At 69.2% G+C, this 12,444-nt stretch carries 9 protein-coding genes and 1 pseudogene; 6 read left to right on the top strand and 4 right to left on the bottom strand.

Annotation, left to right across the window (positions count from 1 at the left end; translation table 11 throughout):
- Positions 1-12: 12 nt before the first annotated feature.
- Positions 13-3,144, bottom strand: coding sequence for an AfsR/SARP family transcriptional regulator (locus tag A3CU_RS0124170; protein ID WP_027944488.1), 3,132 nt, complete (start codon positions 3,142-3,144; stop codon positions 13-15).
- A 330-nt stretch (positions 3,145-3,474) separates the two neighbouring features.
- Between A3CU_RS0124170 and A3CU_RS54630 the strand changes: the two are divergent.
- A pseudogene (locus A3CU_RS54630) lies at positions 3,475-4,062 on the top strand (aminotransferase class V-fold PLP-dependent enzyme); the annotation flags it as partial.
- Between the two features lie 87 nt (positions 4,063-4,149).
- Here the strand turns inward: A3CU_RS54630 and wrbA are convergent.
- On the bottom strand, positions 4,150-4,761 hold the full coding sequence (gene wrbA / locus A3CU_RS0124160) for an NAD(P)H:quinone oxidoreductase (RefSeq protein WP_027944487.1): 612 nt from the start codon (positions 4,759-4,761) through the stop codon (positions 4,150-4,152).
- A gap of 105 nt (positions 4,762-4,866) precedes the next feature.
- Here wrbA and A3CU_RS0124155 point away from each other — a divergent pair, with 105 nt between their 5' ends.
- A complete protein-coding gene (locus A3CU_RS0124155; protein WP_043842344.1) occupies positions 4,867-6,153 on the top strand; it encodes an MFS transporter in 1,287 nt (428 codons plus the stop codon).
- Positions 6,150-7,505, top strand: a complete 1,356-nt coding sequence (locus A3CU_RS0124150) for an LLM class flavin-dependent oxidoreductase (RefSeq protein WP_027944485.1) — start codon at positions 6,150-6,152, stop codon at positions 7,503-7,505. The genes A3CU_RS0124155 and A3CU_RS0124150 overlap by 4 nt, the downstream gene beginning before the upstream one ends.
- A 47-nt stretch (positions 7,506-7,552) precedes the next feature.
- Here A3CU_RS0124150 and A3CU_RS0124145 read toward each other — a convergent pair whose 3' ends face one another.
- Positions 7,553-8,332, bottom strand: coding sequence for an IS5/IS1182 family transposase (locus tag A3CU_RS0124145; RefSeq protein ID WP_027944484.1), 780 nt, complete (start codon positions 8,330-8,332; stop codon positions 7,553-7,555).
- 413 nt (positions 8,333-8,745) lie between these two features.
- Between A3CU_RS0124145 and A3CU_RS0124140 the strand changes: the two genes are divergently transcribed.
- From A3CU_RS0124140 to A3CU_RS0124130, 3 genes are all read left to right on the top strand, one after another.
- Positions 8,746-9,324 (top strand): cysteine dioxygenase, encoded by a 579-nt coding sequence (locus A3CU_RS0124140; RefSeq protein WP_043842342.1) that lies wholly within the window; start codon positions 8,746-8,748, stop codon positions 9,322-9,324.
- A complete protein-coding gene (locus A3CU_RS0124135; RefSeq protein WP_027944482.1) occupies positions 9,321-9,713 on the top strand; it encodes a rhodanese-like domain-containing protein in 393 nt (130 codons plus the stop codon). Before A3CU_RS0124140 ends, A3CU_RS0124135 begins: the two co-directional genes overlap by 4 nt.
- Before the next feature lie 354 nt (positions 9,714-10,067).
- Positions 10,068-10,895 carry an IclR family transcriptional regulator gene (locus tag A3CU_RS0124130; RefSeq protein ID WP_027944481.1) on the top strand — a complete coding sequence of 276 codons (828 nt, stop codon included), beginning with the start codon at positions 10,068-10,070 and terminating at the stop codon, positions 10,893-10,895.
- A 68-nt stretch (positions 10,896-10,963) separates the two neighbouring features.
- Here A3CU_RS0124130 and A3CU_RS0124125 read toward each other — a convergent pair whose 3' ends face one another.
- Positions 10,964-12,433, bottom strand: coding sequence for a dihydroorotase (locus A3CU_RS0124125; RefSeq protein ID WP_027944480.1), 1,470 nt, complete (start codon positions 12,431-12,433; stop codon positions 10,964-10,966).
- Positions 12,434-12,444: the final 11 nt, after the last annotated feature.

The following is a 12,444-nucleotide window of genomic DNA, read 5'->3' as shown; positions in this document are numbered from 1 at the left end:
GGTCAGCTCCGGTCATGCCTGGTCGGGCGCCAGCCGGGCGAGTGCGTCCTCCCGGGGCATCTCGGCGCCCCGGCGGAAGGCCTCGTCGTAGCCTGCCCGGCCGAGCCGCCGCGTCAGCTCGCCGACGAGCCGGCGCAGTTCCGGGTCGCCGTGGTCGAAGGCGCCGCGGATGGTCTGGCTCATGCCGAGCGCGGTGGCCGCACCGGCCGGATCGTCTTCCAGGAACAGCAACCCGGCCAGGTGCTGGGCGGCCGGTGCGGGGTCGTGGTGGGCGAACGCCGCCTGAACGGTCCTCGGCAGCAGTTCCCGCGCGCGAGCGACGTCCCCGGCCGCCAACCTGTTCGCCATCCGGGCCGGCGCGATCCGGTCCTCGATCATCGCGTCGGCCATGGGCACCGTCTCGCGAGCGAACACCTCCAGCCGGTCGAGCTCGGCGTCGGACCGCTCCGGCTCACCCGAGCGGCGGTACAGCTCGGCCAGGCAGATCACGGCTTCGATCTCCGCGAAGCCCTGGCCGCGGTCCCGTGCCGTCCGCGCGGCCGTGTCGGCGTCACGCCGGGCGGTGTCCAGATCGCCGATCCGCATCCGCTCGGTGGCAAGCGCTATCCGATAGGGGATCTCGTCCTGTGGGGCGAGCGCGATGCTCCGCCGGTAGGCCTCGATCGCCCGCTCGTGGTCGCCGTCGACGGAACAGGCCTGCGCCACTCCGGCCAGCGCCATCGCCGTCCACAGGTGATCGCCCGTCTCTTCGAACCTGCGCAGTGCGGTCGCTCGCGCGGACACCCCGCCCGCCCAGTCGCCGCGATCGTGCCGGAGAACCGCCTCCACCAGATACGTGCAGGCGATCGCCCACCGGTCGGAACGGCTCCGCACCCCTTCCATCACGCCCTCGACCAGCTCGTCGAGACCGAGAAAGGCGCCGACCGAGAGCGTCACCACCAGCAGCATCGGATAGCGCTCGTGCGCGCCGGTGCGCGCGCAGTCCTCGATCACGGCCCGCACCACTTCGACGTCCGCGGGCGGTTCGCTCCCGGCCAGCAGCTGGGCCGCGGTGAACGCGGCACGAGCGGCCGCGGGCATCACGTCGCCGAACTCGAGCACCCTGGCCACGAACGTTTCGGCCCGCGCGTCGTACCGCGACGTGTTCCAGTACCAGTACAGCGGGCCGAGGAGCATGACCGCGGTCTGCGCGTCGCGGACGTCGACCGCCGATCCCAGCGCGGACACCAGGTTGTCGTACTCGGCGTCGAAGAGAGCCAGCGAATCCGCTTGCCGCGCGGTGCGCAGCAGCGGCTCGTGTTCGGCGGCCAGCGCGGCGAAGTGCCCCGTGTACCGGCCCCTCACCGATTCCCGCTCACCGGCCAGCAGTAGCTGGTCCGCCGCATATGCGCGAACGGTCTCCAGCATCAGGTAGCCGTTCCCGGTCTGCTCCACAATGGACTTGTCGACCAGCGAGCCGAGCACGTAGACAACATCGCCCGGCGGGAGAACACGCTCGTCCGAGCACACCGCCTCGATCGCGGCGTCACCCGTACCCGCGGTGAACACCGACATGCGCCGTGCCAGCACCCGCTCCTGCTCGCTCAGCAAGTCCCAGCTCCACTCGATCACCGCGTGCAGCGTGCGCTGGCGCGGCTGCGCCGCCCGGTTGCCGGTCGACAGCAGCCTGAACCGGTCATCGAGCCGTCGCGCGATCTGGTCGACGCTCATCGAGCGCAGCCGCGCCGCGGCCAGCTCCACGGCGAGCGGCAGGCCGTCGAGCCTGCGCACCACGTCCACCACCGAGTCCACTGTGGACCCGGTGAGCACGAACCCCGGCCGTACGGCGGCCGCGCGGTCGACGAACAGCCGTACCGCGGCCGACTCGGCGGCGACGGCGCTGTCCCGGGGCAGGGCGAGTGGGCCGAGACGGCACACGGCCTCGCCCATGACCTCCAGCGACTCCCGGCTGGTGGCCAGGATGGTCAGGTGCGGACGGCGTTCGAGCAGCCTGCGCGAGAACTCCGCCGCGGCGCCGACGACCTGTTCGCAGTTGTCCAGTACCAGCACGGCCTCGCCGCCGCCGAGAAATTCGGCGACCCGGTCCACCGGCTCGGCCCGGCCGCTGCCGGGCGATCGCCCGGCAGTGGTGCTAAGTGCCCCGAGGACGGCAGCGGCCACCCCGTCCTCGTCACGCACCCCGGCCAGCGGGACAAGCCACAGCCTGCCTTCCCGGTAGGCCCGGTGCCGCGACGCAGCCACCACGGCCAGCCGGGTCTTGCCCACCCCTCCGGGACCGGTGACGGTGACCAGCCGGGCGGCGTCCATCAGTTCGGCGAGCAGTTTCAACTCGTCGTCCCTGCCGAGGAAACTGGTCAGCTGGGCGGGCAACCGGCCGGGCGGCGGCTCAGCGGAGGCGGCCGGTCGATCCGGCCCGCCGCGCAGGACGGCCAGATGGGCTTCCCGCACCTCGGCCGAAGGATCGACGCCGAGTTCGTCGGCGAGCTTTCCGCGGACCTCCTCGTACAGGGCCAGTGCGTCAGCCTGGCGGCCGACCGCGTGCAGCGCGCGCATGCGCAGCGCGGCCAGCCGCTCGCGCAGCGGGTGCTCGGCGGACACCGTCTCCAGATCCGCCAGGACGTCGGTGGGGTGGCCGAGCCGAAGTTCGGCCTCGAAGCGGTCCTCCAGCGCAGCGATCCGCAGTTCGTCCAGCCGCGCGGCGGACGCCCCGGCGAACGGAGCCCCGAGCACGTCGGCGAGCGCGGGTCCCCGCCACAGCGCGAGCGCCTCGCCGAGCAGACCGGCGGCCTCCCGCGGCATCCCGGCAGCGAGTTCCCGCCTGCCGCGAGCGGCGAGCGTCTCGAACTTCAGCGCGTCCACGTTCTCCGCGGGCAGCACCAGCCGGTACCCCAGTCCCGTGGACTCCAGCGTCCCGGCGCCGCCCAGCGCCCTACGCAACCGGTACACCAGCGCATGCAACGCGTTCCCGGCGTCCGACGGCGGATCCTCACCCCACAGGTCGCCGATCAGCGAGCCGGACGAAACCCGCTCCCCTGCGCTGAGCGCGAGCCTGGCCAGCAACATGCGCGGCCTGGCACCCGGGACGTCGATCGACGTCCCGGCGTCCGCATGAGCACGCACCGGCCCCAGCACCGCTACCCGCATACCCCCACCAGCTTCACACCTCGCCCCGACCAACGCATCGTAGAATGATCCCGGCGAACCGGGCCCCACCGGACTGCCATCCGCACGACGCCCCGAGCCAATCTCTTCGCAAGCCCTATGGTTCTTCGCACACGGCTACACCGACACCATCGCGGCACGATTCCACACCGCGCGGACGCTCACGATCGACAACGCCAGCCACCGGCCACACACCGAACAACCAAAGGCAGCCGCCACACGCCTGCCCCGCTTCCTAAGCCACGACCTCGCCGAGTGCGAACCGGGCAAGCGCGGGTCTTTCGCGGATCCCCAAGCCGCTGAGGAACAAGCATGCCGCTCTTCACTGATTCCACTTATTCCGCTGTCCCCGCCGTCGCGGGCACCCAGGTGCCGTTGGTGACCGGCACCGTCATCGATTACGCCAATCTCGACCACACCGTGTCTGGAAGCCGTACGGGAAGCCGTCGACGAGTTCCTGCCCTGGTACGCGAGCGTGCACCGGGGCGCGGGATTCGCCTCGCAGGTGTCCACAACGGTCTATGAGCGCGCTCGGCAGGCGCGCGCCGCTTCGTTGACACACGCGAGAACGACGAGATGATCTTCACTCGTAACATGACGACGCGCTGAACCTGCTCGCACGCAGTCCGCCGCCTCGCACCTCGGTAGTGCTGTTCGACACCGAGCACCACGCGGCACTTCTACCATGGCCCGCCGAGACCACCCACCGCATCGCCACACCCCGCGCCCGGACCGAGGCAGTAGCCGAAGTGGATCGTGCGCTCGCGGCCTGCCCGGACGAAATTTTACCTGGTGGTCCTGGCCGACGCGTCCAACGTCACTGGCGAGGCGCTTGCCATCGCCGAACTCGCCGCCGTCGTCTGGCGGCACGGCGCGCGGATCGCGCTGGACGCCGGGCAAGCCGAGTTGGTCATCATTTCCCTGTATGGCAAGGATTTGACGACCAGCGCGTGGTTCAAAGGTGGGTGACCTGTTCGAGACGACCAGTCACGCGCCGTGCATCCCGGCGGCGACGTATCCGGTGATCGTGGCCAGCCGGGTGCCCTGGATGCGAAGGGCTTCCAGCGTTTTCTTGTCCGGCTGGGCAGACTTGCGGGAGACGAAGGAGCCGCCGTAGGGGTTGCCGGATTCCAGTAGGTGTGGCTCGGCGTAGCCGAGCGGGACGACGATGGCGCCCCAGTGGTAGAAGATGTTGTTGATCGCGAGCAGTGTGGACTCCAGTCCGCCGTGCGCGGTGGACGCGGTGGTGAACGAGGTCGCCACCTTGTTGGCGAGTTTTCCGTTGGCCCACAACCCGCCCGTGGTGTCCAAAAAAGACTTGAGCTGCGCCGCCGGGCCACCGAAGCGGGTGGGGCTGCCGACCGCGAGCCCGTCGGCCCACTCCAGGTCCTCCAGCGTCGCCAGCTCCGTGTGCGAGCCGGAGTCGACATAGGCCTGCCAGCGCGGGTTGGTCGCGATCGCGGCCGCCGGGGCGGTTTCGGCGACCGTGCGCAGGCGCACCTGCGCGCCGGTCTCGCGCGCACCGTCCACAAGCGCCGAGGCCAGTTGTGCGGTGTTGCCGGTGGCGCTGTAGTACACGACGAGAATCCGGGTGCTCACCCGCGCCAGCCTAGGCGATCCGGACGCCGCGTCTGGAGTATCCGAACCAATCCTAGGATTTGGTCAACGTTTCCAGCAAAGTGAGCCGGCCCTACCTTTCGGGGCGTGACGACCACAACTCCGGTTCCCCGGCGCACCGCCCCAAGGACGGCGGCGCTCGGCAGCATGGTCGGTACGACCATCGAGTGGTACGACTTCTACCTCTATGCCACCGCGACCGCGCTGATCTTCAAGCCGCTGTTCTTCCCGAACATCTCCTCGACCGCGGGCACCCTCGCCACCTTCGCCACCTACGCCGCCGGGTTCGGTGCGCGGCCGATCGGTGCGGTCATCTCGGGGCACCTCGGCGACCGGCTCGGCAGACGCACGGTGCTGGTCGGCGCGCTGCTGGTGATGGGCGTAGCCACGACGGCGATCGGCGTGCTGCCCACGTTCGCGCAGGTCGGACTCCTCGCTCCGGCGCTGCTGGTGGTGCTGCGGGTCTTCCAGGGGCTCGCGGTCGGCGCCGAATGGGGCGGCGCCGCGCTGTTGTCGGTCGAACACGCCCCCAGCGGCAGACGTGGCCTGTTCGGCAGTTTTCCGCAGATCGGTTCGCCCGCCGGGATGCTGCTCGCCACCGGTATCTACGCCGGGGTGCGCGCGCTGGCCGGCGGCGACGCGTTCGTGTCCTGGGCCTGGCGGCTGCCCTTCGTGGTCAGCATCGTACTCGTGGCCATCGGCCTGGTGATCCGGTTGCGCCTGACCGATGGTCCGGAGTTCGAGGAAGTCAAGCAGCGCAACGAGATCGCGCGGCTGCCGGTGGTGGAAGTGCTGCGTACCCAGCCGCGGAACGTGGCGCTCACCACCGGCTTGCGGCTCTCGCAGATCGGCCTCTACGTACTCCTGACCACCTACTCACTCACCTATCTGCAGAACTCGTTCGGCAAGCAGAGCCAAGTCGGGCTGTACGCGGTGATGGTGTGCTCGGCGCTGGGCCTGATCAGCACACCGCTGTGGGCGCATCTGTCCGACCGCTACGGCAGGCGACCGATCTACCTGTTCGGCACCGTCGCAGGCGTCGTCGCGTTGGTGCTGTTCTTCATCGCCGCGGACTCGGGCTCCGAAATCGCGGTGGTGCTGGCGATCGTGTTCGGGGTGAACATCGCCCACGACGCGATGTACGGCCCACAAGCCGCGTGGTTCAGTGAGCTGTTCGACACGCGTGTGCGCTACAGCGGGGTTTCGCTCGGCTATCAGGTGGGGGCGGTGCTCTCCGGCGGGTTCGCACCGCTGATCGCGGCCGCTCTGCTGGTCGCCGGGGGCGGCAGCCCGTGGTTGATCGTGATCTATTTCGCGGTATTGACCGTGCTGACGTTCGCGTCGGCCTATTTCGCAAAGGAGACTGCTCGTTGAGCCGGATCTATCTCAACGCCTTCGACATGGCCTGTGTCGGGCACCAGTCGGCAGGGCTGTGGCGGCATCCCGAGGACCAGGGACATCGCTACACCGATGTGCGGCACTGGGTGGAGCTGGCGAAACTGCTCGACGAAAGCGGTTTCGACGCCTTGTTCCTGGCCGACGTGCTCGGAGTCTACGACGTGTACAACCGTTCGCGGGACGCCGCAGTGGCCGACGCCGCGCAGGTCCCGGTCAACGACCCGACGCTCGCGGTGTCCGCGATGGCCGCGGCCACACAGCGGCTCGGCTTCGGACTCACCATCTCTCTGACCTACGAGCAGCCGTACCAGCTGGCCCGCCGCCTGTCTACTTTGGACCATCTCACCGACGGCAGGGTGGCGTGGAACATCGTCACGTCCTATTTGGAAAGCGCAGCGCGCAACCTCGGCCTGGACGGGCAGATCCCGCACGACGAGCGGTACGAGATCGCCGAGGAACACGTCGATGTCTGCTACCAGCTGTGGGAGTCCTCCTGGGAGGACGACGCGGTGGTGCGGGACGCCGAGCGCGGCGTGTTCACCGACCCGGCGAAGGTGCACGACATCAACCACAAGGGCAAGTACTTCACCGTGCGCGGCCCGCACCTGTGCGAGCCGTCACCGCAGCGGACGCCGGTGCTCTTCCAGGCAGGCGCGTCCCCACGCGGCATGAAGTTCGCCGCCTCGCACGCCGAGGCCGTGTTCGTCTCGGGCCCGTCGCCCAGCGTGGTGCGCAAGACCGTGGACAGGCTGCGGAGCGCGGTTGCCGAACAGGGCCGGGACCCGCGTTCAGTCAAGATCTTCACCATGCTCACCCCGATCACCGCGGAGACGAGCGAGCAGGCGCAGACGAAGCTGCGCGAGTACGAGGAGCTGGTGAGCGTGCCGGGCGCGTTCGCGCTGTTCGGCGGCTGGACCGGCGTGGACCTGGCCGAACTGGACGTGGACAAGCCGCTGACCTACGCCGACGTCGACGCCAACCGCTCGGCGCTGGCGTCCTTCACCACCGCGGACCGGGCGTGGACGCCGCGCGAGCTGGCGGGGTTCGTCGGTCTCGGCGGCCGGGGCCCGGTCATCACGGGTTCCCCCACCGAGGTCGCCGACGAGCTGGAACGTTGGGTGGACGAGGCCGATGTGGACGGGTTCAACCTCGCTTATGTGACCACGCCCGGCACTTTCGCCGACTTCGCCCGCTGGGTGATCCCCGAACTGCGGCGGCGCGGCCGGGTGCCTGAGCACACCGAGCCCACCACGCTGCGGGAACGCCTCGGCTTCCCGTCGCCGCGGCTGGCCCCGCCACACCCCGGGGCGGCGTACCGGCGGTCCTAAGGGATGTCTCGTAACTGTTTTTGTGGTTGGTGGGGTTGGTGTTGTGGTCAGCCGAGGAGGTGGATGTTGTGCAGGTGGGCAATTCCGGAGACGGTGTCGGCCAGAGTGGTGGCGGCGCGGCGGTAGTCGCGCAGGATTCTCCAGCACTTCATGCGCGCCAGGGCGTGTTCGATCCGGGCACGGACCCTGCGGTGGGTGGCGTTGAGTTCGTCCTTCCACGCCGGCAGTTCGGTGCCTTTGCCCGGCTTGCGATAGGGCATGATCACATCGAGGTTGCCCCGGTAGCCGCCATCGGCCATCACCGGGCGCTCGGCGAGGGTGTCGGCGATACCGGAATCGCGGTAGACGGTGCAGTCGTTGCGGTTACCCGGTTGCGGGTCGCCGGTGGCGATCACCAGACGGGTCTCGGCATCGATGGCGACCTGCACATTGGTGGAGTACCGGTAGTTCTTGCTGGGCGCGGCGAGCCGGTGATCCCTCGTCGGGACCAGGGTGCCGTCCACGATGGCCACCGAGTCGATGCGGCGTTTGCGCACCGGCGCCAGCGCCAGCAGCGGGCTCAGGCTGTCGATCACCCGATGGGCCGCCGAGTGCGATACCCCGAATAGCGGCCCGATCTGGCGCATGGTCAGGTTCGTGCGCCAATAGGTCGCCACCAGCAGCACCCGATCCGCCAGCGGCAACGCCCACTGCCGACCAGGCCGACCATCGGCGATCTCCTCCCCACCACGCTGGGCTACCAGGGCCACCAGCTTGCGGAACTGACCAGGCTGCAACCCCGTGAACGGAACGATCCACTCCGAACGCGACGCCGAGATCACCTGCACCACAACGTGATCAACTACCACACCACCCCAGCCACTCCCAAGCAGGGGTTACGAGACATCCCTTAGACTGTGTTTTATCAGCGCGCCATCGTATTTGCGCTGGCAGGCCGTGCCGACGTGAGTTTCTAACGTGTGCTGTTATTTTGTTCTGCACCAGAATGTCGTGGTCGCATACAGCCTGTCAACAATGTCCAGCCCGCGGACGCGCAGTTTCTTTTCGCTGCGGAAAGAAAGAATTCCGTCCAGCTGGTGGGATGACCGGCGAGGCAGCGCCGGGCCATGTCACGATCCCCGCGTGATCCGGTTGGTTTTGACCTGGTGCGACCGCACCGTCGATTTTCTGCTCGTCGCCTCAGGTAGCTGTCGTCGTGGCTTGGACAGGGCCCATACGACCGACCACCGGAGCAAAACCCATGATCTCGAAAACCGCATCGGTCGACGTCCACCCGGACGCCGATCTGCTGCCGCTGCGTCGCCTCATCCATGCCGAGCGTGACCTGTGGACACCCGCTCAACTGCGTGAGCTCACCACCAAGACGGCCGCCGAACTGGGCACGCCACTGCTGCGCCTGGCGCGGTTCGTCCCGGAAAAACGGTGGTGGGCACGGCTGGCGCTCACCACGGGGGTCGAGCTGTGGCTGCTGTCGTGGCTGCCCGGGCAGGGAACCCGCCCGCACGACCACGGCGGCGCGGCCGGCGCGTTCACCGTCCTCAGTGGATCACTGAGCGAAAATTACCGTTACCCCGGCGGGCCGATCCGTCACGCACACCGGCACCAGGGCGCGGCGGTCGGTTTCGGTGCCGGTCATGCCCATCAGGTGGCCAACCGCGGGGACCTGCCGGCCTCCAGCGTGCACGCCTACTCCCCACCGCTGGTGCCCACCCGGGAGTATCGCAGCCTGCACGAGATCCCGGCCGAGATCCCGCCGCTGGCAACGAGCAACCTGCCCCTGGCCGAACTGCTGGCCCTCATCGATCATGACGAGCCATGAACGTAGAAGCATTTCTCGCCGATGCGCGGGCGGAGATCGACCGCGTCGCCCCCCGGGCCGCGTACGAGCTGCTCCAGGCCGGCGGGCTGCTGGTCGATATCCGTCCCCACGCCAACCGGCTGGCCGAAGGGGAGGTCCCGGGCTCGCTCGTCATCGAGCGCCTGGTGCTGGAATGGCGGCTGGACCCACAGGGGGCTCACCGCGTCCCACAGGTGCAGCCCGACACCCGGGTCGTTGTCATGTGCAACGAAGGCTATGCGTCCAGCCTGGCCGCGCGGGACCTGAAGCGGATCGGGCTGCGTCACGCCACGGACCTCATCGGCGGTTTCCGCGGCTGGGTAGGTGCCGGCCTGCCCAGCCGGCCGGGCGGCTCACCGGCCATCACCTGACGAGCACACGATTTCCGCCGACATTCGGCCCTGGCGGGTGCGCACCATCAGTCGGCACTTGGCCCATCTGAGGCTCAACCGCCGCCGGTTTCTCGATCCAGCCACATCACCCACCCCGGCACCCACAGCGACCGGCTGCGGGCGAAGGCAATGGAGCCGGGCACGTGGTGCTCATCCCGGCGGGGACCGGACGGGCCGCGGCGGAGTCACCGGCTCGCGGGCTGCCGTCATCCGTATCGCTGACCGGAACGGGCAGGGGTCGCGCGCGGGTTCGGAAACGGTAAAGTGTAGGAAGCAGTTGACCACCCACGTTCCCACCAACGGAACGCGAGCAGGATTTCGAGGACCACCGGTTTGAGCACCCACAGTACCGTCGGACGCAAGCCCGCGGCGCCGGCCGAGAGCTCCGGAACGGAGGCGGCCGCGCGGGTCGCCGACGTGCTGCTGCTGTTCACAGGCGGCCCGCGATACCTGGGGGTGAGCTCGATCAGCCGCGAGCTGGGGCTGGCCAAGGCGGTGGTGCACCGGATCCTACAGTCGCTCGTGTCGCGCGAGATGCTGGCGACGGATCCCGGCGTGTCCGGGTACCGCCTGGGGCCGGCGGCCGTGGCGCTGGGCGCGAGTGCGTTGCGGCGGTTCGACGCGCGCACCGTCGCCACGCCCGTGCTGCGGCGGCTGCGGGACGAGACCGGTGAGACGACGACGTTGTCCGGGCTCGTCGGTGACGAGCGCGTCTACCTCGACCAGTTCGAAAGCCCGCGCGAGATCAAGATGACCGTCGACATCGGGCGGCGGTTCCCGTTGCATGCCGGGTCGTCGGGCAAGGTGATCCTCGCGTTCCTGCCGGCCGACCGGCAGGAGGCGTTGCTGGCCCGGGAACTGCCCGCGTTGACGGAGAAGACAATCACGACTCCCGATGACCTGCGGGCCGTTCTCGCGGAGACCGCGCGGGACGGCGTCGCGGTGTCGCTCGGTGAACGTCAGCCGGGCGCGGGTTCCGTCGCGGCGCCGCTGTTCGGGCCCGACGGTGAAGTACACGGGTCGATCAGCGTGTGCGGGCCGCAGTACCGGTTCACGCCGGACGTGGTCGCCCGGTACCGGGATCTGGTCCGGGCCGCGGCCGAGGAGATCCGGCACGACTGGGCTTGGCTGCGTGAATCCGGGGGCGCCGAAGGCCGCTGAGCCGCGGCCCGCCCCAACGGCGACTGGGCCCTCCGTCCCGGAGGACGAAGGGCCCGCTGCAGCCGGGTTCAGCGGCCGCGCTTGAGGTAGCGGCCGATCGGGTCGCCGGTGATCTTGCCGTCGGTGTAGACCTGGTGGCCGCGGACGAAGGTGTCGGTGACCTTGGCGGTCATGGGGAAACCCTCGAACGGCGTGTACTCCTGGGTCGATTCCGAGTCGGCGGCGTGGACTGTCCACCGGACGTCCGGGTCGACGAGGGCGAAGTCGGCGTCGTACCCCTCGGCGATGGTGCCCTTGTTCAGCAGGCCGTAGCGGCGGGCGGGGTTCGTCGAGGTGAGCTGGGCGATGCGCTGCAGCGACAGCCCCCGCTTGGTGCCTTCGCCGACCAGACCCGGCAGGAGGTATTCGGCGCCGCCGAAGCCCGACTTGGCGAGGAAGACATCGTCGCGGTCTGCACCGAACTTGAGTTCGTCGCGGCAGCAGGCGTGGTCGCTGACGATCCAGTCGACCTCGCCGGCCAGGACGTGGCGCCAGAGGGCCTCGACGTCCTCTCGTTCGCGCAGCGGCGGGTTCACCTTGCCGCCGATGCCGGATGCGGTGTCGACGTCGGCGAGCAGGTGGCCGATCGTCACCTCACGGCGGAAGTCGATGTGCGGGAAAGCCGAAGCCATCGTCAACGCGGCCGATAGCGCCTTCTCCGATGACAGGTGCAGCAGGTTGATGTTCGGCAGACCCGTCTCGTGCGCGAGGTACGAGGCGATGGTCACCGCCAGCCCCTCGGAGTGCGGCGGCCGCGAAGCGCTGTACGCGCGCAGGCCCGTCAGCGACTTGTCCTGCTCCACCAGCTTCGTGTACGCCGTCATGATCTCCGCCGTCTCGCAGTGCAGCGAGAGCGACAGGTGGGGTGCGTACTCCGTGAGGATCTCGCGGGCGTTCTGCACTCCGCGCATCACGAATTCGAAGTGCGCAATGTCGTAGCGCTCGTCCGGTGGGATCATCAGGAAGTCGCTCTGGCTGGTGGAGCGCCCGTGCAGGCCGTGGCTGCCGTAGAACATGAAGATCTTGAACGACGTGACGCCGTGCTCCTCGACGAGGAACGGGATCTCCGAGATGTGCTCCGAGCTCATCGGCGCGAGGTGGAAGGCGTAGTCGACGTACGCGTTACCGTCCGAAGCGGACAACACCTCGGGGAAGAAATCGCGGTAGCTGCCACCCTTGTTCAGGTAGTACTGGCCTGTGCGCATGTAGGTCAGCGACGTCGTGACGCCGCCCTGCGCGCTCGCGCGGCTCTCGGTGCGGGTGTCGGTGGCGAGGTCGTTGTAGATGCCCCAGTGCTGGTGGGCGTCGACGACACCGGGGAACGCCAGGAGGCCGCGGCCGTCGACCACGCGGGCGGCGTCATCCTCGGGCAGGTTCGGCGCCACGCGCGTGATGGTGCCGTCATTGACGGCGATGTCCACGAGTTCCGGCTGCGTACCTTCGGGGTCCTCGGGCCGGACGACGCGGACGTTCTTCACGAGCAGTTCCGTGGTTGCCATTCTTCTCCTCC

The sequence above is a fragment of the Amycolatopsis taiwanensis DSM 45107 genome (assembly GCF_000519205.1).
Classification (GTDB): Bacteria; Actinomycetota; Actinomycetes; order Mycobacteriales; family Pseudonocardiaceae; genus Amycolatopsis_E; species Amycolatopsis_E taiwanensis.
The sequence above is the reverse complement of the archived record's forward strand: the minus strand, read 5'-3'. Positions and strand labels throughout refer to the sequence as shown.

Coding starts and splice junctions, on each gene's coding strand:
- A3CU_RS0124125 (WP_027944480.1), bottom strand. CDS start 12,433: ATGGCAACCACGGAACTGCTCGTGAAGAACGTCCGCGTCGTCCGGCCC.
- A3CU_RS0124135 (WP_027944482.1), top strand. CDS start 9,321: ATGAACGTAGAAGCATTTCTCGCCGATGCGCGGGCGGAGATCGACCGC.
- A3CU_RS0124140 (WP_043842342.1), top strand. CDS start 8,746: ATGATCTCGAAAACCGCATCGGTCGACGTCCACCCGGACGCCGATCTG.
- A3CU_RS0124170 (WP_027944488.1), bottom strand. CDS start 3,144: ATGCGGGTAGCGGTGCTGGGGCCGGTGCGTGCTCATGCGGACGCCGGG.